Origin of the sequence: Pseudomonas sp. NFACC13-1 (assembly GCF_900104425.1) — a bacterium.
GTDB classification, from domain to species: domain Bacteria; phylum Pseudomonadota; class Gammaproteobacteria; order Pseudomonadales; family Pseudomonadaceae; genus Aquipseudomonas; species Aquipseudomonas fluorescens_AA.
Genome location: NZ_FMXV01000013.1, coordinates 51,365 through 75,160, shown reverse-complemented (window position 1 = coordinate 75,160; position 23,796 = coordinate 51,365). Strand labels below are relative to the sequence as shown.

Sequence of the window (23,796 nt, the reverse complement as noted above, 5' to 3'; positions counted from 1 at the left end):
ACAGCCGACCATGAAGATCGTCTCCTTCAACATCAACGGGCTGCGCGCCCGCCCCCATCAGCTGGCGGCGCTGATCGAGAAGCACCAGCCGGATGTGATCGGGCTGCAGGAAACCAAGGTTCACGACGAACAATTCCCCCTGGCCGAGGTGCAGGCCCTGGGTTACCACGTGCATTACCACGGGCAAAAAGGCCACTACGGCGTCGCCCTGCTCTCCCGCCAGGCGCCGCTGAGCCTGTACAAAGGCTTCGAAAGTGACGACGAGGACGCCCAGCGTCGCTTCATCTGGGGCACCTTCGCCGATGCCAACGGCGTACCGGTGACCATCATGAACGGTTACTTCCCCCAGGGTGAAAGCCGTGACCACCCGACCAAATTCCCGGCCAAGGAGCGTTTCTACAACGATTTGCAGCAACTGCTGGAAAGCCGCTTCAGCAACGACCAGCCGGTGGTGGTGATGGGCGACGTGAACATCTCCCCGGAAGACTGCGACATCGGCATCGGCCCGGACAACATGAAGCGCTGGCTGAAAACCGGCAAATGCAGCTTCCTGCCGGAAGAGCGCGAATGGATGGCCCGCCTGAAGAACTGGGGCCTGGTGGACAGCTTCCGCCACCTGAACCCGGACGTCACCGACCGTTTCAGCTGGTTCGACTACCGCAGCCGCGGTTTCGAGGACGAGCCCAAGCGCGGCCTGCGCATCGACCTGATCCTCACCTCCCACGGCCTGCTGCCGCGGGTCAAGGACGCGGGCGTGGACTATGAGCTGCGGGGCATGGAAAAACCGTCGGACCATGCGCCGATCTGGTTGCAGTTGAGCTGATTGCGTCACACCACCCCCTGTGGGAGCGAGCTTGCTCGCGATAGCGATCCAGCTGTCACATTGATCTTGAATGTGCCGCCGCCATCGCGAGCAAGCTCGCTCCCACATTGGATTTCGGTGCTCCGTCGCACCCCTGTCACCTTTCAGTAACCTGACTGACTTAATCTTCCGGCACTTCCTCGGGTTCAGAAGGTGCCGGCATGCGGCTGTGTGTTGTGGTTTTCATGGGCCTCTGGCTGCCGTTCGTGGCATGGGCCGGCAATTTGCCCATTCCCGAACAAGGCCCCGCCTTGCGCCTCCAGGGCTCCAATACCATCGGCGCGGCGCTGGGACCGGCCCTGGTCAGAGGCTTGATGGAAGATCAGGGCCTGCTCAGGGTCAGCAGCGAAATCACTGGGCGCGACAACGAGCAACGCATCGTTGGCCAGACCGCCGATGGCCGACGGGTTGAAGTCGACATCGCGGCCCACGGCTCCAGCACCGGTTTCACCGCCCTCAAACAAGCCAGCGCCGACCTGGCGGCCTCTTCCCGGCCAATCAAGGACAATGAACTGAAGGAATTATCGTCCTTGGGCGACCTGAAAAGTCCTGCCGCCGAGCAGGTCATCGCCATTGATGGCCTGGCGATCATCCTTCATCCCTCCAACCCGCTGCGCCAACTCGATACCGTGCAACTGGCGCGGATATTCAGCGGCGAGGCAAAAACCTGGGAGGCCGTCGGCGGAACGGGCGGGCCGATTCATTTGTATGCCCGGGATGAACAGTCCGGCACCTACGACACTTTCAAGGAACTGGTCCTCAGCCGACAGGGAAAACGACTGGATCCTGCCGCGCGGCGCTTCGAGTCCAGCGAACAGTTGTCCGACGCGGTCAGCCAGGACCCGCAAGGCATCGGTTTCATCGGTTTGCCCTACGTGCGCCAGGCCAAGGCGCTGGCCATTGTCGACGGCGCTTCCCAACCCATGCTGCCGCTCAACCACCTGATCGCCACCGAAGACTACCCACTCTCCCGGCGCCTGTTCTTCTATTTGCCCCCCTGGGGCACCAACCCGTGGGCCGAGGCATTGGTGGCGTTTACCCAAAGCGACAAAGGCCAGGCCATCGTCGCGGCCAACGGGTTTATCGCCCAGACCGTCGAGGCCATGGCCGTCACGCCGAATGCACTGATGCCCGAGGGGTACCAGGCCCTGAGCCGCCACGCACAACGCTTGACCGTGAATTTCCGCTTCGAAGAAGGCAGCGCCAGCCTGGACAACAAGGCCCACCAGGACCTGAGCCGCGTGCTCGACTATATACAGCAGCACGGCAAAGCCGACCGACGCGTGACCCTGGTGGGTTTTGGCGACGCCAAGGACGACCCGGCGCGGGCCGACCTGCTGTCCAAACTGCGAGCCATGGCGGTGCGCCGTGAACTGGTCAAATACGGCGTGGCGTTGCGGGAAGTACGCGGGTTCGGCGCCTTGATGCCGGTGGCGGCCAATAGCGAGGATGAAGGCAGGGTTCGGAATCGGCGGGTGGAGGTGTGGGTTTACTAGAACGACGCCATCAAAAAGCGCACCCGCTTTTGTGGCGAGGGGATTTATCCCCGCTCGGCTGCGCAGCAGTCGTAATCCGGCTGGCGCGGTTCATCTGTTTTTCCGTGGTGTCTGGTGTGGGGCTGCTGCGCAGCCCAACGGGGATAAATCCCCTCGCCACAGGAGTTTGTCCTTGCCGAAGGTTGTTTGCAGAGCTGAATGCTATCGATTAGCCAACTCCATGATCATCCTCGACAGCAGATAAATCCTGGGCACCACGCTCTCGACTTCCGCGTATTCCTCCGGCGTATGGATGTTGCCGCCGACGATGCCAAAACCATCCAGCGTCGGCGTGCCGACACCGGCCGAGAGGCTGGCATCCGCCGCGCCGCCGCTGCCTTCCTCGGTGAGTTTGCGCCCCAGTTCACCATAGATGCCTTGGGCCATGGCCATCAACCGGTCCGACTCCGCCGTCTGGGGCATCGGTGGCAGGCCGCGCTTGAGGCTGGTGGTGACTTCGGTATCGGCGATCAACTTGTCCTGCGAGACCCGGGCCAGGTCTTTTTCGATGCGCTCGAATTCTTCCGGCACCGCCGCCCGCACATCAGCCTTGGCGCTCGCCTGGTCGGGAATCACGTTGGTCCGGTCGCCAGCGTTGATCACCGTGAAGTTGATGGTGGTTTTCTTTTCCGCGTCGCCGAGCTTGCCCAGTTGCAGGATCTGGTGCGCGGCTTCCATCGCCGCATTGCGCCCCAGTTCCGGCGCGACGCCGGCGTGGGACGCCTTGCCCTTGACCTCCACCAGCGCCGTGGCACTGCCCTTGCGCCAGACCACCAGGCCGTCGGCCGGGCGACCCGGTTCGAGGTTGAGGGTCACGTCATGGGCCTTGGCGGTTTTCTTGATCAGATCGGTGGCGGCGTCCGAGCCGGTTTCTTCGCTGGCGTCGAGCAGGAAAGTAATCTGCGCGTAGTTCTTGAAATCCAGGTTCTTGAGCACCTTCAAGGCGTAGATCCCCGCGACGATGCCGCCCTTGTCGTCCATCACTCCCGGCCCGTAGGCGCGGCCATCCTTGATATGGAACGGGCGTTCGGCGGCCGAGCCCTCCTTGAACACCGTGTCCATGTGGGCCATCAGCAGGATTTTCGCTTTACCGGTGCCCTTGAGGGTCGCCAGGATGTGCTGGGTACCGTCCGAGTTCGGCACCTTCTCGATGGTCGCGCCCAATTTTTTCAGTTCGTCGATGGCAATGTCGCCGACCTGGGTCAGCCCCGGCACATACCCGGAGCCGGAGTCGATATTCACCAGCCGCTCCAGCAACTTCAGGGCCTCGCCCTTGTACTGCTGCGCATCGCTCAGGATTTGTTGATGGGGTTGGGCAAAGGCCATGGGGGTAAAGGCGCCAAGGGCCAGGCTCAGGCCGAGGCTGACGGCCAGACGGGAGCGAACAGCGGTCATCGTCATGATTTCATCCTTGTTCCGTATCGAAAGAGTGCCATGGGCACCCTACCCGACAATGAACCAAGGCTCCAGGCAGCAAGAGGCCATCTCAGACAGAAACGGTCGACGCTTCCAACACCGGTCGATGGCGGTGGCAAATGACCCGGTTACGCCCGCTGGTCTTGGCTTCGTACAGCGCCAGGTCTGCATCGTCGAGCCAGAGGGTCGCGTCGGTATAAGCCGGGTTGAAGACCGCGACGCCAATACTCAGGCTCACTTTCAGCGCCGGGTCCCGCTCGTAGCTGAGGGTCGCGAAGCGTTCACGCAAACCGTCCATGGCCTGCACCGCGTTGTGTTGGGTCAGGTCCGGCAGAATCACGCCAAACTCGTCGCCACCATAACGCCCGACAATGTCGGCGGAGCGCAGGTTCTGCCTGAGCAGCTTGCCGAGCTGACGCAGCACGATATCGCCAGCCCCGTGGCCGTAGGTGTCATTGATGATCTTGAAATGGTCGATGTCGATCAATGCAATCGCGCCACGGGGCGTCCCGTCCGCTGGTTGGCGCACGCAACGCTGGAATTCCTCGTTGAGGCGATCTTTCCAGGCGCCATGGTTCAGCAACCCGGTCAGGCTGTCGGTACGACTCAGGGCCAGCAATTCACGCTTTTGCCGACCCAGGGTGTAGGCCTGGCGAAAGCAGATCCAGCCCAGTGCCATCGGATACAGGCACAGCAGCGGCAGACACGCGTAGATCTGCGCCGGGCTGGTCATGGGCACGCTGGTCAGCGGGAAGATGACCGTGCCCACGGCGATGCCTGCCACCTGAGCCATCACGCCAACGAGCAGGAAACGCAGGCCACCGATGGCGACGTTGTTCATCGCCATCATCGCCAGCGTGACGGCCGTGGGCAGCGGGTTGAATTGCATCGCCACGACCCAGAAGCCGCCGAGAAAGGCATCGATGAGCAGATTGCGGTGTTCGGCGTGGTACGGCACCGCGCTGCGACAGGCCCACCAATAAGACAGGTGCGGCCAGAGCAGGCCGTTGAACAGCATGAAACCCCAGACCCAGGGTGCCGGATCGAGGGGATAAAGCGCGGCGCTGACCAGCAGCAACCCCAGCGTCAGACCCAAGGCGCGCGATACATAGAGCCTCCTGGCCAACGACAGTCCCTTTTTTCCCGTTTTTTGCATGGACGCCTCTGCACCGCGGGTTCCCGAGTCATCGGGATGGGGTTGTCTGGAGTCTATCAGGGCAGCATCAAATAGCCACCACTGATGCAAGGGTATTTATTCACATTCAAATGCGAGACTCTGCCGGGATCTTGGCTATATATGACAAGGCATCCGTAAGCCTTGCGAAAGGAGGCCCCTGGGTAACGATGTTGCGGGTTTAAGCTTCACTTATCACCGACCGATCCGTTTGATCACATTCTGTCGCAGCCCATGGAGGGCAAAACATGCTGGTGTTGTTGGTAGTTCTTGCTGTACTTATCGCCTGGAGCTGGTTGACGTATCCCGGCATCGGCCATGTGATCTACGACATGAGCATGGCCTTGGAGGCACGCCTTTACCGGTTACGCAAAATCACCGTGCCCATCAGCGAGATGACCGTGTCGACCTGGCAGGGCGGGCCTTATGAAGCGTCCGCCAGCATCCTGATGCTGCATGGCTACAGCGGCGACAAGAACCTCTGGCTGCGTGTTGCCCGGCATTTTGTCGGCGATTACCGGGTGGTGATCCCTGATCTCCCCGGCCATGGCGAAACCGGCTTCAAGGCCGGCGGCGGCTACGACATCCCGACCCAGGCCCGGCGGATCATCGAGTTGCTCGACGCCTGCGGCCTGGACAAGGTCCATGTGATCGGCAACTCCATGGGGGGCCATCTCGCCGCGTGGCTGGCGGCCACTTCGCCTGATCGCGTGCTGACCCTGGCGCTGCTCAATCCGGCCGGCGTCACCTCCCCCCAGCCCAGCGACATGGACCGCCAACTGGCCGCCGGTCGTAATCCGTCCCTGGTGCATTCGCAGGAGGAGTTCATGCCGTTCTATGCAATGACCATGGCCTCGCCGCCCTGGGTACCGGGCGTGGTGATGGCGGCCGTGGCCGAGCGTTATGTACAACACCGCGAAGAACTGGCGGAGATCTACGCCGACTTTCGCGCCAGCCCATCGATGGAGCCCCACCTGGCCGACATTCGCGCCCCTTCGCTGCTGCTCTGGGGCCGCCAGGACCGGGTGATCGATGTCAGCAGCGTTCCGGTGTGGAGCAAGGGCATCACGGACTTGCGCGTGGAAATCTGGGACGGGATCGGCCACCTGCCGATGATCGAGCAACCGGGGAAAACCGCTGCGCTGTACCGTGGCTTTCTCAAGGGGTTGGGGCAGTGATGGCGATGCGTAAAACAACATGAACCCCTTGTGGGAGCGAGCTTGCTCGCTCCCACAAGGATTCGTGGCGACTGAGGGGGTATCGACTCCATGAACATCCTCTACGACGAACACCTCGACGGCTCCTTGCCGAAGGTGGACAAACAGGCCCTGCTGCAAGCCCTCCAGGCACAGATTCCAGACCTGGACATCCTGCACCAGGAGCAAGACCTCAAGCCCTACGAGTGCGATGGCTTGTCGGCCTATCGCACCACGCCCCTGCTGGTGGTCTTGCCCAGGCGGGTCGAGCAGGTGCAGGCGCTGCTCAAGCTCTGCCATGAACAGAACGTCCCGGTGGTCGCCAGGGGGGCCGGAACCGGTCTGTCCGGCGGCGCCCTGCCCCTGGCCAGTGGCGTGTTGCTGGTAATGGCGCGGTTCAACCAGATCCTGCACATCGACCCCGACGCCCGCACCGCACGGCTTCAGCCGGGTGTGCGCAACCTGGCGATCTCCCAGGCAGCGGCGCCGTTCGGGCTGTATTACGCGCCGGACCCTTCTTCCCAGATCGCCTGTTCCATTGGTGGCAATGTCGCGGAAAATGCCGGCGGCGTGCACTGCCTCAAGTACGGCCTGACGGTGCACAACCTGTTGAGACTGGAAATCCTCACCGTCGAAGGCGAACGCCTGACCCTGGGCAGCGAAGCCCTGGATTCGCCGGGCCTGGACCTGCTGGCGCTGTTCACCGGCTCCGAAGGCTTGCTCGGGGTGATCACCGAAGTGACGGTCAAGCTGTTGCCCCGGCCCCAGGTCGCCAAGGTGCTGCTGGCCAGTTTCGATTCGGTGGACAAGGCCGGGCGGGCGGTGGCCGATATCATCGCCGCCGGCATCATTCCCGGAGGCCTGGAGATGATGGACAACCTGGCGATCCGCGCCGCCGAGGACTTCATCCACGCCGGCTATCCAGTGGACGCCGAAGCGATCCTGCTGTGCGAACTGGACGGGGTCGAGGCCGATGTCCATGACGACTGCGAACGGGTCCGTCAGGTGCTGGAGCAGGCCGGGGCCACCGAGGTGCGCCAGGCGCGGGACGAGGCCGAGCGACTGCGGTTCTGGGCCGGGCGCAAGAACGCCTTCCCGGCGGTGGGGCGCCTGGCGCCGGATTATTACTGCATGGACGGCACCATCCCCCGACGCGCCCTGCCCGAGGTGCTGCAACGCATCGCCAGCCTGGGTGCCGAGTACGGCCTGCGGGTCGCCAATGTGTTTCACGCCGGCGACGGCAACATGCACCCACTGATCCTGTTCGATGCCAACCAGCCCGGCGAACTGGAGCGCGCCGAAACCCTGGGTGGGAAAATCCTCGAACTGTGTGTCCAGGTGGGCGGCAGCATCACCGGCGAGCACGGGGTTGGCCGGGAAAAGATCAATCAGATGTGCACACAGTTCAACAGCGACGAACTGAACCTGTTCCACGCGGTAAAAGCGGCGTTCGATCCTCGAGGCCTGCTCAACCCCGGCAAAAACATCCCGACCCTGCACCGCTGCGCCGAGTTCGGTGCCATGCACATCCATGGCGGGCAGTTGCCGTTTCCCGAACTGGAGCGTTTCTGATGAGCCGCGAAGCCGACCAGGACGCCAGCGACCTGTTGCTCGAACAGGTCAATCGCGCACGGGCCAACGCCACGCCGTTGCGCATCCAGGGTTCGAACAGCAAGGCGTTCCTGGGGCGGGAAGTGGCCGGCGAAGTGCTGGACACCCGCGTGCACCGTGGCATCGTCCATTACGACCCCACCGAGCTGGTCATCACGGCGCGGGCCGGCACCCCGTTGCGGGAACTGCTCGCCGCCCTGGAGGCCGCCGGGCAACGCCTGCCCTGCGAACCGCCGGCGTTCGGCGACGACGCCACGGTCGGCGGCATGGTCGCCGCCGGGCTGTCGGGGCCGCGTCGCCCCTGGGCGGGTTCGGTGCGCGACTTCGTCCTGGGTACGCGCCTGATCAGCGGCCACGGCACGGTGCTGCGTTTCGGCGGCGAGGTGATGAAGAATGTCGCCGGCTATGATCTCTCGCGCCTGCTGGCCGGCAGTTTCGGTTGCCTGGGGGTAATCATCGAAGTGTCCTTGAAGGTCCTGCCCAAGCCCCGCCACAGCCTGAGCATCCGTCTGGAACTGAGCAGCGCCGAAGCCTTGGAGACACTCGCCGTATGGGGTCGCCAGCCCCTGCCCATCAGCGCCGCCAGCCATGACGGCGACTGCCTGCACCTGCGCCTGGAAGGGGGCGAAGGCTCGGTCAGCGCCGCTCATCAACGTTTTGGTGGCGAGGTGATCGACGATCGATACTGGACGGCACTGAATGAACATCGGTTGGCATTTTTCGACGAAGGCTTGCCGCTGTGGCGCCTGTCATTGCCCAACCACACCGGCCCCCTCACCCTGCCCGGCGCTCAACTGATCGATTGGGGTGGCGCGCAACGCTGGTTGAAAACCGACGCCGGCACGGTGCAAGCCCTGGCCCATGAAGTGGGCGGCCATGCCACCTGCTATCGCCAGGGTGCCAGCGACACACCGTTCCAACCACTGGCCCCGGCGCTGCTACGCTATCACCGGCAACTCAAGGCCCAGCTCGACCCCCTGGGACTGTTCAACCCTGGTCGGATGTACCCGGAGCTTTAGTGCCCTGTGTCGCAAATGCGTTCCTTTTTTGACGAGTGGCTGTTGTCGTCAGGCAAGGCGCCGCGACGAGTCATAGCCCGCTATGGCGAGGAGCGGCAACGCAGCATGACGACAACAGACGCCGTCAAAAAGGAACAGCATTTGTGATACAGGACACTAACTATGCAGACTCGGTTCAATGAGGAAAGCAAAAACCTGCCCCGGGCCGAAGAAGCCGAACGGATCCTGCGCAGCTGCGTGCATTGCGGTTTCTGCAATGCCACCTGCCCCACCTACCAATTGCTTGGCGATGAACTGGACGGCCCGCGAGGCCGCATCTACCTGATCAAGCAAGTACTCGAAGGCCAGCCGGCGACAGCCAGCACCCAGTTGCACCTGGATCGCTGCCTGTCGTGTCGTAACTGCGAGAGCACCTGCCCGTCCGGCGTGGATTACCACAACCTGCTGGATATTGGCCGGGCGGTGGTCGACCAAGCCGTGCCGCGCCCCCCCGGCCAACGCGCACTGCGCCTGGGGTTGCGCAGCCTGGCCGTCAGTCCCGAACGGTTCAAGGCCCTGCTGCGCCTTGGGGCGGTCTTCCGTCCGTTGCTGCCGACGAACCTGAGCGCCAAGTTGCCCCGCCCCGCTCCATCCCACAACGACCGCCCACCGCTGCGCCATGGGCGAAGGGTGTTGATGCTCGAAGGCTGCGTGCAACCAGGCCTGTCGCCCAACACCAACGCCTCGGCAGCGCGAGTACTGGATCGACTCGGCATCAGCGTGATCCCTTGCGCGCAGGCCGGCTGCTGCGGTGCGCTGGATTATCACCTCGATGCCCAGGCCACCGGACTGGACCGCGCCCGACAGAACATCGACGCCTGGTGGCCGCACCTGGAGCACGGGGCCGAAGCCATCGTCCAGACCGCCAGCGGTTGCGGCGCCTTCATCCAGGACTACGGGCACCTGCTGGAGCATGACCCTGCCTATGCCGCCAAGGCCAAGCAGATAAGCGAACGAGCGCTGGACCTGGTGCAAGTGCTCGGCAACGAACCGCTGGAACAGATCTGCGCGGCCAGGAACCAGCGCATCGCCGTCCATTGCCCGTGCACCTTGCAGCATGCGCAGAAACTCGGCGGCCGCATCGAAGCGTTGTTGACGCGGCTGGGTTTCAACCTCACCGAGGTGCCCGACGGCCATTTGTGTTGCGGTTCGGCCGGCACCTATTCGCTGACCCAGCCGGCCTTGGCGCGGCAGTTGCGCGACAACCGCCTCAATGCCCTGGAAAGCGGCCAGCCGGAGATGATCGTCACGGCCAACGTCGGCTGCCAGAACCACCTCGACGGCGCCGGGCGCACGCCGGTGCGGCACTGGATCGAGCTGGTGGATCAGTCCCTGGCAGAATGAAGTCCTGAAGATTCTTCGTTTGCCGGAGCCGGCGAAGGCTGCGATCTTTCGTTCAACTTTCCCACAGCCCTCGCCAGGAACTCTCACGATGAGCTTCGTCAGCCCCGACCTGATCCGCCAACGCTTCTCCAGAGCGATGTCCGACATGTACCGCGACGAGGTGCCGCTGTATGGCGCCCTGATGAAGCTGGTGGAGCACACCAACGCCCAGGTACTGGCCGAACAGCCGCAACTGGCCGCACACCTGCGCAGCACCGGCGAACTCGAGCGCCTGGACCTGGAACGCCACGGCGCGATCCGCGTCGGCACCGCCGCCGAACTGGCGACCCTGGGGCGACTGTTCGCGGTCATGGGTATGCAGCCGGTGGGCTACTACGACCTCACGCCGGCCGGGGTGCCCGTGCATTCCACAGCGTTTCGCGCCGTGCATGAAAGCGCGTTGCAGGTGAGCCCATTCCGAGTGTTTACCTCGCTGCTGCGCCTGGAACTGATCGAGAATACCGAGCTGCGGGCCTTTGCCGAGTCGGTGTTGGCCAAACGGCAGATCTTCACCCCCGGCGCCCTGGAGCTCATTGACCTGGCCGAGCGCCAGGGTGGCCTGACGCAAGCCCAGGCCGAGGACTTCGTCCTGCAGGCCCTGGAAACCTTCCGCTGGCACCACAGCGCCACCGTCACCGCCGAACAGTACCGGCAACTGAGCGCCCAGCATCGCCTGATCGCCGACGTGGTGGCGTTCAAGGGCCCGCACATCAATCACCTGACGCCACGCACCCTGGACATCGACATCGTCCAGGCGCGGATGCCGTTGCATGGCATCACTCCCAAGGCTGTGATCGAAGGCCCACCCCGTCGCCAATGCCCGATCCTGCTGCGCCAGACCAGCTTCAAGGCACTCGATGAACCCGTCGCCTTCACCGACCAGCCACAGGCCCAAGGCAGCCACAGCGCCCGCTTCGGCGAAATCGAACAACGCGGCGCCGCGCTCACGCCCAAGGGCCGCGCGCTCTACGACCAATTGCTGAACGCCGCACGCGATGCGCTGGGGGCGTTTCCCAACGAAGCCAACGCCGAACGCTACAACGCGTTGATGGCCGAACACTTTGTCGCGTTCCCGGACAACCACGATGAGTTGCGCCAACAGGCGTTGGCGTATTTCCGTTATTTCCCGACGCCCAAGGGCCTCGCCGCCAAGGGCACCCTCGAGCCAGCAGCGTCCCTGGAACACTTGCTCGAACAGCAATACCTGCGCGCCGAGCCCTTGGTGTACGAAGACTTCCTGCCGGTCAGCGCCGCCGGCATCTTCCAGTCGAACCTCGGCGATGCCGCCCAGAGCCATTACGCCGGGCAGTCCAACCGCCAGGCCTTCGAAGCGGCGCTGGGGCAAGCGACCATCGATGAGTTGGGGCTGTACGCCGAGACGCAACAGCGTTCCATTGATGAATGCAGAGCTGCGTTGGGCGTATAGGAACGGACTGAAAGTCGGCCATGTAAGAAGTTGCGCTATGGATCGGCCACAAAACTCGATAATGAGCCGCCCCGCCTAAGGAGCCTCCGCGCCAACCCGAGACGCATATAGATGGCATTGCTCCGAGCGACCTCTTGCGCACATTCCGCCCTGCCGGAGCTACGAACTCATACAGAAACAATACAACCTACTGATTTGTATAGTTTTTTTATAAATGGCACGGCTCTTGATAACCGTTTGGCCACCTCGGACAACTGCTGTCCCAGGCCATTTTAGTTATCCAGGAAGGAGAGCGTCCATTGGCTACCCCCGCGTATATGATCATCAAAGGCATCAAGCAAGGTCTGATCACGGCTGGCGCGTTTACGGCCGACTCGGTTGGCAACTTCTATCAGGAAGGTCGCGAGGACCAAATCATGGTGCAGCGCTTCCAGCACCAAGTGACCATCCCGCGCGATCCTCAATCCGGCCAGCCAACCGGCCAACGCGTGCATCACCCCCTCATCATCACGAAAGTGTTCGACAAGGCCACGCCGCTGCTGCAAGCGGCCCTCACCAGTGGTGAACTCCTTGAAGAAATTGTGATTCATTGGTTCCGGACTTCGGCGGCGGGCACCCAGGAACACTACTTCACCACCACACTGTTTGACGCGATCATCGTCGAGATCAAAGATTACATGTTCAATTGCCAGGATCCGGCGAATGCGCATTTCACCCATCTGGAGGATGTGCACTTCTCCTATCGCAAGATCACTTGGAATCACGAAGTCTGCGGCACGATGGGCTCCGACGACTGGCGTGTACCCGTCGCCGGTTAAACACACACAGCTGTCAACACATCGGCCAGGGCTGCTGTCCGATGTGCATTGAAGTAAACGGTAATACGCCCTGAGAGGTGTTCGCCCAGTGCGACGGCCTCGGCAATCCATGCACTGGTAAAGAGCCTGACACTGGGCGAACAGGCACAATAATAATGGAACTTTCAGAATATGTCCGCGAGGCTGTTTAAATAATTGTTTATTATTGAGACTATGCCGGTTGTGCAGGCGCTGAGTAGGAGCTGTCGAGTGCAACCAGGCTGCGATTTTTTTATCTTTCGCTTGAGACTCAAGTGTTTGGGGAAAGATCGCAGCCTCGTTGTACTCGAAAGCTCCTACACGCATAACTGTACAAACAGTTATACAAAACATGGCAGATGCAAAAGCTATCTGCACAGAAAAATTAAACAGTCATTAAAAAACTCTTTTTAATACCAGCCGGACTTCAGCCACGCCGCCCGGTTTTTTGCGCATCGGTGTCCCCCGCTTCAGGGTCACCTCGTTGCTGTTTGCGCTTGGCCGGGTCATTGGGTCGCAAGGCATCGTTATCGCGTTCCACTTCGCCGGGCAATGCGGGTGCGTCCGGGTTGGACGGGGTTCGATCGGGGTTGTGCTTCATGGCGAACTCCTTGGATCTTTCGGGATTCAAGCATCGGGGTCGGCGACTTCTTCAGCGACATTGGCATCCGGAGAGCGCTGGTGCAGTTGCTCGGCCTGGTTCTTCAAGTCCTGCCAACGCGCCAGGTCGATGGCGCCCAGGCCGAACAGATCATTGGCCACCCGCATCAGCTCGGTGAAGTGGGCATCGGGGGACTGCTGCCAATAGGCCTTGTCGTCGAACAACTGCTGCCAGTCGGCCAGCGACGGAGGTTTGAGGTCATCGCTCATGGCGGGCTCCTGCGAGACATTCACCCATTATGAGGGTCGAGGTTCGCAGGGAGTTCCGGCGATTCTCAGTAGCCGGTCATTTCCAGGTAACCCGTGCCGCCCTGGTTGCCACTGAGTCGTACCGGGCCTTCCCAATAGGGAATGCGCAGGTCCATCCAGGCCTTGGGGTTGAGTGCCTGAAGGGTCACGTCGAGTTGTTTGCCGGGGATCTTGATGGCCCAGCGTACCGGCATCGAACGTCCGGCGACCTGGGTGGTGTCCATAGGCACGAGACTGATCTCTGCGGCGTGCAGGGTTTGCGCCCCACCCTGGGCGTCGATCCAGGTACCCGTGAGGTACGGCGCGCCGTCCTTGTGGCGCATGCGATAGAGCATCAGGTGCTCGCCATTGTCCAGGTGCAGGGAGAACCAGTCCCAGCCGGCCTGGTTGGCGGTCAGGGGCTGACTGCTCCATTCGCGGTCAAGCCAGGCCGGGCCGCTGACCGTGTAACGCTGACCGTCGATTTCCAATTCACCGCTGGCCTGGAAAAACGGCTGGCTGTAGTAGTACGACGCCTGCCCCTGCGCGGATTTCTGGCTGAAACCTTGATCGCCCTGCAACACCAACGGGCGGCTCGACGTCAGCCGCAACGCATAGCTGAAGCGTCGGTCGCGTGCCTTCAATTGCATGTCCGCCAAGGGCTCGGCCGCAGCAGCCTGGCTGGTGAATTGCCAGTCGTCGATCCAGGCATCGAAAGGCACCGCCTGCACCCCAGCCTGCCCCACTCCGCCTCGGGCATAACGCTCGGCGGCATGGTGCACGGTGGCGGAAGTGACCGCCGCATGGCCGAGCCAGATCGTCTGGTTGCGCCAGCCGCTGGCCTGGGGCGCGGCATCCAAGGCGTTGCGAAACAGCGTCCATTGCACACCGAAATCCCGGCCCTGGGCATCCTTGAGGTTGGCAGTGACGTACCACCACTCGATACGGAAACCGTCATGAATGCCGTGGTCGGCCGGGAAACCGAACGCCCGCCCAGGCACGACAGGCGCGAACGCGACGGCCTGGTCGCCGAGGCCGGCAAAGCCCTTTTGTGGCGGCGCTGAGTCATCACAACCGCTGAGCAGCGCCAGCAGCAAAACGCCAATTTTAATCTTCATGGGCAAAGGTCCTCAGCAAATCCGCCGGCTGCGTGCGGTACAACGCATACAGCGGCCAGGCCGATGCCAGGAGCGTGGCGAACATCGCCAGGGCCAGCAACTGCACCAATTGCAACGGGAACACCCGCAATGGCAGGCGCCAGCCGAAGGCCTGCACATTGATCACCGCGTCCAGGCACCAGGCCAGGGCAATGCCTAGCGGCAAGGCCAGGACCAGGGTCAGCAGCGCCAGCAACCAGGTCTGGCCGAGGTTGAGCAACATCAATTGCCGACGCGTCACCCCCAGTGCCCACAGCGGCGCCAACTGACCGAGACGACTCTGGCTCTGGGTCAGCAGGCTGATGAACAACGCCACCCCCGCCACCGCCAGGGTCAGGCTGTTAAGGGCGGCGGTGGCGGCGAAGGTGCGCTCGAACACCTGGGTCGACCAGCCCTTGAGCCGGGCCTGGTCGACGATGTGGCTGTCGTCCAGGCTGAACCGGCTCTGCAACGCCGTCAGCATCGAAGCCATCGCGGACGGCTCGATACGCAGGTTAAAGCGATTCGGCGTCAGGTTCGGCCAGTGCGCCAGCAAATGATCGGCATTGACCAGCACATGCCCCTTGGGGTTGCCATAGTCGGCATAGATCCCGACGACCCGCGGCGTCCACGGCCCGCTGGGTGTCGGGATGGTCAACGGGTCGCCAATCCTCACCTTGAGGCGCCGGGCCAGCTGTTCGCTGAGCATCAGCGTGTCGGCATGGGTGAGTTGCCCCCAAGGCTCGTCACTGGCCGATTCCAACAGCGGCCAATGCTGGCGATAGTGGGGATGATCGATGATGCCGTGGATGTCCGTCGGCCAGCCTTGCAGCGGGATCGATACCTGCCAGATGGGCACGACGGCAGTGATCGCCGGTTGCTGCTTGAGCCAGGCGTGCAACTCCACCGCCTGGGCCGGGGTTTGCGGGTTGATGTACAACTCGGCGCTCAGCCGTTGTTCGAGCCAGTTGCTGAAGGTCTGGCGGAAGCCGGCAGTCATGCTGCCGGCACCGATATTGGCCGCCAGCGCCAACAACAAGGCCATCAGCGCCAGGCTCAACGTCGGCAGTTGCTGGCGGCAATCGGCGAGAAACCATTGCCCGAGCACCGAGCGGCTGCGGCGCACCAGCAGGTTCAGCGCGCGATTGAGCAACACCGGCAAGGCCAGCGCCGCCCCCAGCAACAAGCTGGTCATCAAGACAAAACCACTGGCCAGACTGTCCCCCCCGATCAATGCCGACACGGCGATCAACCCCGCCCCTGTCGCCACCCAACCCTGGCGTCGCAGCCAGCGCCCATGGGCCTGATGCCAGGCCTGGGGATTGGCCAGCGCCAGCAAGGGCAAACGCGCCGCCCGCAGCAAGCTGTCGGCCCCGGCCAGCAGCGCGCCGAGCAGGCTCAGGCCGACACCGCTGAGCCACCACCCCAGGCTGAGGTTCAAATGCCCGGCCACTTCGGCACCGTACAAACCCCGCAGGCTCGCCGCGACATCGGGCAACAACAGGCCCGCCAGCCAGTAGCCGCTGAGTACCCCGGCGATCCCGCCCAGCAAGGCCAGCGCGCCCAGCTCAATCGCCAGACTGGTGACCAGCATCCGCGCACTGACGCCACAGGCCCGCAGGGTTCGCAGCAGGCTGCGGCGCTGTTCGAGGGCCAGGCCGATGGCGGCGTGAACGATGAACAACCCCACCACGAACGATAAAAACCCCAAGGCATCGAGGTTCAGGTGAAAACTTTCGGTCAGGCGCGACAGGTTGTTTTCTTCATCGGCACGCGTCAATTGCAGCCGATCACGGAAGGCCTCCGGCAGCGCGGCGTTGAACGTGACGGGCAACAACAGCCGCGACAGCTGGTCCGGCAACCCGAGTACCGCTTGGGCAAAACCGATGTCCATCAACAGCACGCCCGGCGCCATGTCCACTTGGACATGCAGCGGCGGCAGCGATTGCCCATCGACTGTACGAGGCCGGTCGCCTTCGCCCAGCCCCAAGGCCTGCAAGGTTTGCGGGGCGACCCAAGTGCGACCGGGGTCGGAAAAAAACTCGACCACCTCGCTCATGTCCCGCGCCTGCCCCGCCAGGGCCGTGCCGGGAGGCAACGACACCGGGTCGATGCCCATCAGTTGCAGGCGCTGATCCTCGTGCCCCTTGAGCAGCACCCGGGCCTGCAACACCGGCGATACCGGCCAGCCCTGGCGCCGCAAGTCGATAAACCATTGCTGAGGGAAGGTGCCGCCACCGGGGGCATTGAGACTGGCCTGGGGTTGGCCGCCGATCAATTGGCTGGCCCGGGCGTAGCTGTCCCGGGCCTGACTGTTCAGCGCTTGCACGCCGGTGAGCAGGCTGGTGGCGAGCCAGAGGCCGGTCAGCACGCTGAAGAATTGCACCGGGTGTTGGCGCCAATGGCTGAGCAGGGCCTTGAGGGTCTGGCGAAAGATCATCACCCCTGGGCCACCTGTGCCAACCGTCCGCCGTGCAACACCACGCGTTGGGCCAGGCGCTCCGCCACCCGTGGACTGTGGGTCACCATCAGCAGACTGGTGGGGCTGCCCTCCAGCAGCTCCAGCAACAGTTGCAGCACTTCGTCGCTGGTGGCTTCGTCGAGGCTGCCGGTGGGTTCGTCAGCCAGCAACAAGGGTGGCCGCGAGGCCAGCGCCCGCCCCAGCGCCACCCGTTGTTGCTGGCCGCCGGAAAGCTGTTCAGGGTAACGCCGCAGCAACGCTGCAAGCCCGAGGCGCTGCACCAGATGGGCTTGCCAGGCCGCGTCATGGCGGCCGCACAGGCGCGCCTGGAACGCCAGGTTGTCTTCCACCGACAAGCTGCTGATGAGGTTGAACTGCTGGAACACCAGACCGATTTCCGTGCGCCGCCAATTCGCCAGCTGGCTTTCGCTCATGCCGTCGAGCCGATATTCACCACTGCGGATGCTGCCGCGATCCACCTTGTCCAGCCCGGCGACCAAGTGCAGCAAGGTGCTCTTGCCACTGCCGGACTCCCCCATCAGCGCCAGACTGCTGCCGGGCCTCAGGGTCAGGTCGACGCCCTGCAGCACCGGTAACGGGCCTTGGGGAGTGGGGTAGCTTTTAAAGACATCGCGGACTTCAAGCATGAACAGGCTCGATGAATGAACGTGAGGCTCAGGATAGCGGAATTAGCCGCAATGCCGGCCCAGGCGAGAGCTCGCGAAGGCGGTGTATCAGCTGGCGGTGATGTGGATGGGCAGGCCTCATCGCGAGCGAGCTCGCGCCCACAGGGCTCTGCGGCGTATGTGCAGTTTGTGGCTGCCGAAAATCCACGTGGGAGCGAGCTTGCTCGCGAAGGCGGCGTCATAGTCGATGAAGATGTTTGCCGGCCTCATACGAGCAAGCCCACTCCCAAAGAGCTCAGCGTATAGCGTCAATGCCCCACTGCCATTTCAACCTGGCCGGAATGCGGTGTCACGATGTTGTCCAGGTCGATATGTTTCCACGCTGGTTTCGCCCCCAGCCGCGCGTTGAAGCGGTAGTTGAAGGTGAAGTCGTCATCGGTCGGCTGGTTCAGGGATTTTCCATAGGCCGATTCGACCCCGACCGGGTCGTAGCCCATCAACTGCAACAACGTCGGGAAGATGTTGTAGTGGCTGGAGCGGTCCTTGTTCCGGGCCCAGGCATTGCGCCAATCGAGGGTCTGCAATTGGCTGCCCTGGATCACCACCAACGGCACCAAGCCTTCTTCGGCCACCGGGTCGCCGCCGCAATGGGTGTTAAGCCCGGGATTGCCGCGCTCGTGCAGATCCTGGCCGTGGTCGGAGGTGTAGATCAACACGGCATGGCTCAAATCGGCCTGTTGGAAGATTCGCTTGAAGAACTCGCCGACATTCCACAGCAAGGTGTTCTGGTAAGCGTTACGGTACAGCAGCCAGTCATCTTGCTGGCCATTGAAACCGTCGCGCCTGCCGGTGTCGGCCACTTCCTGGAACTGCCCGCGCGGCAAGGCCGGACGGTAGTTCATGAAGTCGTCGGGGTATTTGTCGTGCACTGGAAAATGCGCCCCCACCTTGTTGATCACCACCAGTTCGGCCTGGTGGTCGCCCAACAGCTCGATCAACTTCGCCGCCGCCGCCATGTCGCGGTCACGCACGCTGGCCTGGTCGAATTGGACGAATTCGTCGATGTCCTTTTTTTCCAGGTCGGTCATCAGGTTCTGCAGATTGCCGCCAGTGCGCTGGGCGTCGATGTAGACGGTGCGCAAGCCGGCCTGCTTGGCGTACTGCCAGATCGACGGCCGGGTGCTGTTGATGCGCATGTAGTCAGCGCGAGTACCGCCGTAGCGCAAGGTGACATTGGTGTCGGCGCTGCAATTGGCGATGGAAGCCGCGTAGCCGAAATTGAAAATATCCACGCCCTCGGGCGGTGTCTTCAGGCCGCTGTGCACGCCAGACGGCGTGTTGATATCCAGGTAATTGCCGCCAATGCTTTCATCGATGATCAGCACGATGTCCTGCTCGATCAAAGACGATCGCCGCGTCAGGGTGACCGGTTCCCGGGGGCCGATGGTGTTGTGCAAGGACTCGTAGGCGAAGAGATTCAAATAGGCCAACGGCGTGTACATCACCGGCAGGCCGCGCGCGCCCTCGCCCGCCCGCACGAACAGCACGCCACTGAGCAACACCACACCCAGCACGGGCGCGAGCACCGGCAGATAACCGGGCACTCGCAGCGCCCGACGAGGCTTGAGGGCGATGCCGAACAACAGCAACAAGCCGCCGATCGCCGCGTTGATGATCACCTCGCGATACTGATAGGCCGCTTCCTGGATGAACCCTCCCGAGTACACCAGCGAGACGAACTGGCTGTAGGTCAGGTAACTGTCCGTGACCTGGGTGTACACCTCGAAAAAAACCGCTGAAACGAACAGCGCCAAGGCAAACACATGCCTGACCATCGTCTGGCGTATGTAGGCGCACATCCACAGCGCCACCACCAACAGCACGAACATGGCGCCGAACAGCAAGGTGGCCAAGCCCATGCCCAACGCATCGAGACGGTCGAGGTAATAGGCGTACCCCTTGAGCAGGTACAAAAACAGCAGCAATTCCTTGAGGTAGCGGGCCATGTTTTCCTCAACCGGATCGCGGTGTCGAAAGCACTTCGTTCCTGCACGTTAGCAGCCGATTTTCAAAGCGCAAGAAATGCCCCTCCCCAACCACGCGTCAAAAAAAAGTTGCCCCAAAAACGACACGAAAATAGGTAACAAAATATAAAAATCTATGGATAACGACCGTTTATCGTTTTCTTAAATGCCAGTCATACCCAGTAAAACAGCCACTTTGCTAGATCAGTCAATGACTTGATATCAGAAGGCCCGATTTCACTTGAATTGCCAACACTGACAACTGTCATTTTGCTGACACGCTTTTCTGAAGCTGCGCTATACCCCTCTAAACAGTTTCATCCGGGTTACATCATTCGGTCTGCGAGGCACGCCAAAAATGGACGTGAGCGTATTTGGTACGGGGTATGTCGGGTTGATCCAGGCGGCCGCAATGGCCGACGTCGGACACCGCGTTTTATGCATCGACATCGACCCGAACAAGATCCGGCAACTGCAACAGGCCGTCCCCACCATCAGCGAGCCGGGGCTGTCCAACCTGCTCGAAGACAACATCAAGGCCCGACGCTTGTCGTTCAGTTCCCAGGCCAGCGACGCGGTCAATCACGGCGAGCTGATTTTCATCGCCGTCGGCACCCCCGCCGATGAAGACGGCTCGGCCGACCTGAGCCATGTGCTGGCCGTCACCCGGCAGATCGCCGACTTCATGGACAGCGACCGCACCCTGGTCATCAAGTCCACGGTGCCGGTGGGCACCGCCGACAAGGTGGCCGAATGCGCCCGCCAGGCGTTGGCCCGGCGCGGCCTGAAACAGCTAAACGTGCGGGTGGTGTCCAATCCCGAATTTCTCAAGGAAGGCAGTGCCCTGGCCGACTGCATGCGGCCGGACCGGATCATCGTCGGCACTGCCGACCCGGTGGCCCGCGACCAGATGACGGAGCTCTACGCGCCCTTTTGCCGCAACCACGAAAAACTGATGTTCATGGACAACCGCAGCGCCGAACTGACCAAGTACGCCGCCAATGCCATGCTCGCCACCCGCATCAGCTTCATGAACGAACTGGCCAACCTCACCGAACGGCTGGGCGCCGACATAGAAGCGGTGCGCAAGGGCATCGGCTCGGACCCGCGCATCGGTTATCACTTCATCTACCCCGGCTGCGGTTTCGGCGGCTCGTGCTTTCCCAAGGACCTGCGGGCCCTGCTGCACACCGCCGAACAAAGCGGCATGCCACTGCGCCTGCTGCGCAGCGTCACCGACGTCAACGACAGCCAACGGCACATCCTCTTCGAGAAACTGGCGAAGCAATTCCCGGATGGCCTGGCCGGCAAATCGATTGCCATCTGGGGCCTGGCGTTCAAGCCCAACACCGATGACATGCGCGAAGCCCCCAGCCGCTACCTGATGGAAGCGCTATGGCGCGAAGGCGCCCGGGTCCAGGCCTATGACCCGGAAGCCATGTCCGAATGCCGCCGTCTCTACGGCTACCGCAAGGACCTGAACCTCTGTGCGACCCGCGATGACACCCTGGAAGACGCCGACGCCCTGGTGATCTGCACCGAGTGGAAGAACTTTCGCGTGGTGGATTTCGACCTGCTGGCCAGCAAGTTGCGCGCCCGTGTGATCATCGATGGCCGCAACCTGTACAACCCCGAACACCTGGCCGCCGCCGGGCTGTTGTATCGCGGTATCGGGCTGCGCCACACCGTGCCCGGCACCCCGGCACCAGGGCCACAGGCGTGAACATCCTGGTCACCGGCGCAGCCGGTTTCATCGGCGCCCATGTCGTGTTGCGGCTGCTGCGCGACGGCCATCGGGTGTGCGGGCTGGACAATTTCAACGACTACTACGACCCGCAGCTCAAGCACGACCGCGTGGCCTGGGTGAACGACCAGGTCGGCACCTTCCCCTTGGCGCGGCTCGACCTGGCCGACGCACCGGCCATCGACGAATGGTTCCAGGCCCGGCGCCCGGACGTGGTGATTCACCTCGCGGCCCAAGCCGGCGTGCGCTACTCCCTGGAAAACCCGCAGGCCTATGTCGACAGCAACATCACCGGCTTCCTGAACATCCTGGAAAGCTGCCGCCGGTATCCGGTCAAGCACCTGATCTACGCCTCCTCAAGCTCGGTATACGGCGCCAACCCGCGCACGCCTTATTCGGTGCAGGACAATGTCGATCATCCACTGTCGCTGTACGCGGCCAGCAAGAAATCCAATGAACTGATGGCCCACAGCTACAGCCACCTGTTCGGTATTCCCTGCACCGGCTTGCGGTTCTTTACGGTGTACGGCCCTTGGGGCCGGCCGGACATGTCGCCGATCCAGTTCGCCCGCGCCATTACCGAAGACCGTGTGCTGCAGCTGTTCAACCACGGCGAGCACCAGCGCGATTTCACCTACATCGACGACATCGTCGAAAGCATTGCCCGCCTGATCGAACAGGCGCCCCGGGTCACGCCCTTGCTGGATCACGAACAACCGGGCCCGGCCACCAGCCGCGCACCCTGGCGGATCTACAACATCGGCGGACAGCACCCGGTGGCGCTGCGCACCTATGTCGCGCTGCTGGAAAAACACCTGGGACGCACTGCCCGCGTCGAACTGCTACCTCTGCAAGCGGGCGACGTGCTCAACACCTGCGCCGACGCCAGCGACCTGGCACGGGCCACCGGCTTCACGCCGGGCATCGAACTGGACGACGGCCTGGGCCGCTTCATCCAGTGGTTCCTCGAGTACTACCCACTGCCTGCCCACGCGCCGCTTGCGGCCCAATCTCAGCGGAGGAGTCTATGACCCGACATGAGCAAATCATTGCGATCAATGCCCCCGGACGCGATAAACGTGTCGATCCCGAGCACCGCAGACGCCTGGACGCGGCCATTCACCGCCAAGGCCGTGGTTGGTTGACCGGTCGCGACGGTGGCCGGCCCTGGACGGTCTCGCGCACCAATCGGGTGGTGGCCGGCCTCGGCGCACTGGCGATCCTGGTGGTCTTCTGCCCGCTGTTGCTGGGCCTGGCACTGCTGGTCAAGTTTTCCAGCCCGGGCCCGGTGCTGTTCGTACAGAAACGCACCGGCTATCGCGGCCGGGTGTTCGGCATGTACAAGTTCCGCACCATGGTCGCCGACGCCGAAGCCCTCAAGGAGTCGCTGCGCCACCTCAACAAACACGGTGCCGATGCCATCGATTTCAAGATCGACAACGACCCGCGCATCACACCTATCGGCCGGTTCCTGCGCCGCAGCAGCCTCGACGAACTGCCGAACCTGATCAACGTAGTGACCGGCGACATGCGCCTGGTGGGCCCGCGGCCGACCTCGTTCAACGCCTATCGCTACAAGGACAACCATCTTGTGCGCCTGAGCATCTACCCCGGCATGACCGGCCTGTGGCAGATCTCCGGGCGCAGCAATATCGACTTCGACCAGCGCGTGGAATTGGACCTCAGCTACATCGCTGAACAAAGCCTGTGGCTGGACTTGAAGATCCTGATGCTTACCCCCTTCAAAGTTTTCAGCGGCCACGGAGCGAGTTAAATGGACGGTTCAACGAATATCCTGACCATAGCCAGCCCGAGCGAGACCAACCTGACCTCGACCGTGCTCGACCCTTCCCTGCGGACCCTGCTCTTGACGTCCGCCAACACCGGCACCGGCACCAGCACCAGCGCCATGGCACTGGCCGCTCAGCTGGCGCAGATGAGCAACGGTCGCGTCCTGCTGGTGGATGCCAGCCAGTCACCGCGCAACCTCAGCCAGCAACTGGCGTTGCACAAGGAACGCGGTTTCACCGACCTGCTGTTCAACAGCCTCGCTCCGCCCCTGTTGCAGGACTGCGTGGTGCAGGCATCCAGCCTGCCCTTCGACGTACTGCCCCACGGTCGCCTGGGCCGCAATGCCGAGCGCCTGAACCCCGAGCGCCTGCGCCCGCTGTTCAGGCAACTGGCGGCGCAGTACCGCTTTGTGGTGATCGACGCCGACGCGGTGTACTCGGCCAGCGACACGCTGGTGCTCAGCACCCAGGTCGATGGCGTGGTGCTGGTGGTGCGCGGTGAAGACACCCGCTGGGAAGTGGCCCAGGCCGCCCGCCAGCGCCTGTCCCAAGCCGGCGCGAAAGTGGTCGGCAGCGTGTTCAATCGCCGCAAGTACTACATGCCCAAATGGCTCTACAACAACCTGTAAG

The 23,796-nt window shown here is 62.8% G+C and carries 20 protein-coding genes; 12 read left to right on the top strand and 8 right to left on the bottom strand.

Features of this window, described 5'->3' with window-relative positions; all coding sequences use genetic code 11:
* The first annotated feature begins 10 nt into the window (after window positions 1-10).
* Window positions 11-823 carry an exodeoxyribonuclease III gene (gene xthA / locus BLQ55_RS17125; protein ID WP_092255344.1) on the top strand — a complete coding sequence of 271 codons (813 nt, stop codon included), beginning with the start codon at window positions 11-13 and terminating at the stop codon, window positions 821-823.
* A 200-nt stretch (window positions 824-1,023) separates the two neighbouring features.
* Complete coding sequence (locus BLQ55_RS17120) at window positions 1,024-2,358, top strand: substrate-binding domain-containing protein (protein ID WP_092255341.1); 1,335 nt, start codon at window positions 1,024-1,026, stop codon at window positions 2,356-2,358.
* A 201-nt stretch (window positions 2,359-2,559) separates the two neighbouring features.
* On the opposite strand, the gene BLQ55_RS17115 is transcribed toward BLQ55_RS17120, so the two are convergent.
* Both BLQ55_RS17115 and BLQ55_RS17110 read right to left on the bottom strand, forming a co-directional pair.
* Window positions 2,560-3,798: a M20/M25/M40 family metallo-hydrolase gene (locus BLQ55_RS17115; RefSeq protein WP_092255338.1), complete on the bottom strand. Its 1,239-nt coding sequence runs from the start codon at window positions 3,796-3,798 to the stop codon at window positions 2,560-2,562.
* Between the two features lie 85 nt (window positions 3,799-3,883).
* On the bottom strand, window positions 3,884-4,969 hold the full coding sequence (locus BLQ55_RS17110) for a diguanylate cyclase (protein WP_092255335.1): 1,086 nt from the start codon (window positions 4,967-4,969) through the stop codon (window positions 3,884-3,886).
* Window positions 4,970-5,235: 266 nt separating this feature from the next.
* Between BLQ55_RS17110 and BLQ55_RS17105 the strand changes: the two genes are divergently transcribed.
* The 6 genes from BLQ55_RS17105 (at window position 5,236) to BLQ55_RS17080 (ending at window position 12,479) form a co-directional block, all read left to right on the top strand.
* Entirely contained in the window at window positions 5,236-6,165 is a 930-nt protein-coding gene (locus BLQ55_RS17105; RefSeq protein WP_092255332.1) for an alpha/beta fold hydrolase, read from the top strand.
* A 90-nt stretch (window positions 6,166-6,255) separates the two neighbouring features.
* On the top strand, window positions 6,256-7,755 hold the full coding sequence (gene glcD / locus BLQ55_RS17100) for a glycolate oxidase subunit GlcD (protein WP_092255329.1): 1,500 nt from the start codon (window positions 6,256-6,258) through the stop codon (window positions 7,753-7,755).
* Entirely contained in the window at window positions 7,755-8,813 is a 1,059-nt protein-coding gene (gene glcE, locus BLQ55_RS17095) for a glycolate oxidase subunit GlcE (RefSeq protein ID WP_092255326.1), read from the top strand. The genes glcD and glcE overlap by 1 nt, the downstream gene beginning before the upstream one ends.
* Before the next feature lie 162 nt (window positions 8,814-8,975).
* Complete coding sequence (gene glcF, locus BLQ55_RS17090; protein ID WP_092255323.1) at window positions 8,976-10,196, top strand: glycolate oxidase subunit GlcF; 1,221 nt, start codon at window positions 8,976-8,978, stop codon at window positions 10,194-10,196.
* A gap of 88 nt (window positions 10,197-10,284) precedes the next feature.
* On the top strand, window positions 10,285-11,661 hold the full coding sequence (locus BLQ55_RS17085; protein ID WP_092255320.1) for a 2-oxoadipate dioxygenase/decarboxylase HglS: 1,377 nt from the start codon (window positions 10,285-10,287) through the stop codon (window positions 11,659-11,661).
* A gap of 299 nt (window positions 11,662-11,960) precedes the next feature.
* Window positions 11,961-12,479 carry an Hcp family type VI secretion system effector gene (locus BLQ55_RS17080; protein WP_092255317.1) on the top strand — a complete coding sequence of 173 codons (519 nt, stop codon included), beginning with the start codon at window positions 11,961-11,963 and terminating at the stop codon, window positions 12,477-12,479.
* 445 nt (window positions 12,480-12,924) lie between these two features.
* Here the strand turns inward: BLQ55_RS17080 and BLQ55_RS32195 are convergent, their stop codons facing one another.
* The 6 genes from BLQ55_RS32195 to BLQ55_RS17055 form a co-directional block, all read right to left on the bottom strand.
* Window positions 12,925-13,098 (bottom strand): hypothetical protein, encoded by a 174-nt coding sequence (locus BLQ55_RS32195; RefSeq protein ID WP_170847568.1) that lies wholly within the window; start codon window positions 13,096-13,098, stop codon window positions 12,925-12,927.
* A 26-nt stretch (window positions 13,099-13,124) separates the two neighbouring features.
* Window positions 13,125-13,367 (bottom strand): hypothetical protein, encoded by a 243-nt coding sequence (locus tag BLQ55_RS17075; protein ID WP_092199105.1) that lies wholly within the window; start codon window positions 13,365-13,367, stop codon window positions 13,125-13,127.
* Window positions 13,368-13,432: 65 nt separating this feature from the next.
* On the bottom strand, window positions 13,433-14,503 hold the full coding sequence (locus BLQ55_RS17070; protein ID WP_092255314.1) for a lipocalin-like domain-containing protein: 1,071 nt from the start codon (window positions 14,501-14,503) through the stop codon (window positions 13,433-13,435).
* On the bottom strand, window positions 14,493-16,961 hold the full coding sequence (locus BLQ55_RS17065) for an ABC transporter permease (RefSeq protein ID WP_092255310.1): 2,469 nt from the start codon (window positions 16,959-16,961) through the stop codon (window positions 14,493-14,495). The genes BLQ55_RS17070 and BLQ55_RS17065 overlap by 11 nt, the downstream gene beginning before the upstream one ends.
* On the bottom strand, window positions 16,961-17,629 hold the full coding sequence (locus tag BLQ55_RS17060; protein ID WP_092255307.1) for an ABC transporter ATP-binding protein: 669 nt from the start codon (window positions 17,627-17,629) through the stop codon (window positions 16,961-16,963). Before BLQ55_RS17060 ends, BLQ55_RS17065 begins: the two co-directional genes overlap by 1 nt.
* A 287-nt stretch (window positions 17,630-17,916) precedes the next feature.
* Window positions 17,917-19,614 (bottom strand): sulfatase-like hydrolase/transferase, encoded by a 1,698-nt coding sequence (locus tag BLQ55_RS17055; protein ID WP_092255304.1) that lies wholly within the window; start codon window positions 19,612-19,614, stop codon window positions 17,917-17,919.
* A 376-nt stretch (window positions 19,615-19,990) separates the two neighbouring features.
* On the opposite strand from BLQ55_RS17055, the gene BLQ55_RS17050 reads away from it, so the two are divergent.
* From BLQ55_RS17050 to BLQ55_RS17035, 4 genes are read left to right on the top strand one after another with little or no spacing between them, the layout of a single operon-like run.
* Window positions 19,991-21,355, top strand: coding sequence for a UDP-glucose dehydrogenase family protein (locus BLQ55_RS17050; RefSeq protein ID WP_092199120.1), 1,365 nt, complete (start codon window positions 19,991-19,993; stop codon window positions 21,353-21,355).
* A complete protein-coding gene (locus tag BLQ55_RS17045) occupies window positions 21,352-22,407 on the top strand; it encodes an NAD-dependent epimerase (protein ID WP_092199123.1) in 1,056 nt (351 codons plus the stop codon). The genes BLQ55_RS17050 and BLQ55_RS17045 overlap by 4 nt, the downstream gene beginning before the upstream one ends.
* Window positions 22,404-23,150 carry a sugar transferase gene (locus tag BLQ55_RS17040; RefSeq protein ID WP_092199126.1) on the top strand — a complete coding sequence of 249 codons (747 nt, stop codon included), beginning with the start codon at window positions 22,404-22,406 and terminating at the stop codon, window positions 23,148-23,150. Before BLQ55_RS17045 ends, BLQ55_RS17040 begins: the two co-directional genes overlap by 4 nt.
* On the top strand, window positions 23,151-23,795 hold the full coding sequence (locus BLQ55_RS17035) for a CpsD/CapB family tyrosine-protein kinase (protein WP_092199129.1): 645 nt from the start codon (window positions 23,151-23,153) through the stop codon (window positions 23,793-23,795).
* Window position 23,796 lies beyond the last annotated feature (1 nt).

Coding starts and splice junctions, on each gene's coding strand:
- glcD (WP_092255329.1), top strand. CDS start 6,256: ATGAACATCCTCTACGACGAACACCTCGACGGCTCCTTGCCGAAGGTG.
- BLQ55_RS17060 (WP_092255307.1), bottom strand. CDS start 17,629: ATGCTTGAAGTCCGCGATGTCTTTAAAAGCTACCCCACTCCCCAAGGC.
- BLQ55_RS17070 (WP_092255314.1), bottom strand. CDS start 14,503: ATGAAGATTAAAATTGGCGTTTTGCTGCTGGCGCTGCTCAGCGGTTGT.
- BLQ55_RS17115 (WP_092255338.1), bottom strand. CDS start 3,798: ATGACGATGACCGCTGTTCGCTCCCGTCTGGCCGTCAGCCTCGGCCTG.
- glcF (WP_092255323.1), top strand. CDS start 8,976: ATGCAGACTCGGTTCAATGAGGAAAGCAAAAACCTGCCCCGGGCCGAA.
- BLQ55_RS17120 (WP_092255341.1), top strand. CDS start 1,024: ATGCGGCTGTGTGTTGTGGTTTTCATGGGCCTCTGGCTGCCGTTCGTG.
- xthA (WP_092255344.1), top strand. CDS start 11: ATGAAGATCGTCTCCTTCAACATCAACGGGCTGCGCGCCCGCCCCCAT.
- BLQ55_RS17040 (WP_092199126.1), top strand. CDS start 22,404: ATGACCCGACATGAGCAAATCATTGCGATCAATGCCCCCGGACGCGAT.
- BLQ55_RS17075 (WP_092199105.1), bottom strand. CDS start 13,367: ATGAGCGATGACCTCAAACCTCCGTCGCTGGCCGACTGGCAGCAGTTG.
- BLQ55_RS17105 (WP_092255332.1), top strand. CDS start 5,236: ATGCTGGTGTTGTTGGTAGTTCTTGCTGTACTTATCGCCTGGAGCTGG.
- BLQ55_RS17035 (WP_092199129.1), top strand. CDS start 23,151: ATGGACGGTTCAACGAATATCCTGACCATAGCCAGCCCGAGCGAGACC.
- BLQ55_RS17110 (WP_092255335.1), bottom strand. CDS start 4,969: ATGCAAAAAACGGGAAAAAAGGGACTGTCGTTGGCCAGGAGGCTCTAT.
- BLQ55_RS32195 (WP_170847568.1), bottom strand. CDS start 13,098: ATGAAGCACAACCCCGATCGAACCCCGTCCAACCCGGACGCACCCGCA.
- BLQ55_RS17050 (WP_092199120.1), top strand. CDS start 19,991: ATGGACGTGAGCGTATTTGGTACGGGGTATGTCGGGTTGATCCAGGCG.
- BLQ55_RS17085 (WP_092255320.1), top strand. CDS start 10,285: ATGAGCTTCGTCAGCCCCGACCTGATCCGCCAACGCTTCTCCAGAGCG.
- BLQ55_RS17055 (WP_092255304.1), bottom strand. CDS start 19,614: ATGGCCCGCTACCTCAAGGAATTGCTGCTGTTTTTGTACCTGCTCAAG.
- glcE (WP_092255326.1), top strand. CDS start 7,755: ATGAGCCGCGAAGCCGACCAGGACGCCAGCGACCTGTTGCTCGAACAG.
- BLQ55_RS17065 (WP_092255310.1), bottom strand. CDS start 16,961: ATGATCTTTCGCCAGACCCTCAAGGCCCTGCTCAGCCATTGGCGCCAA.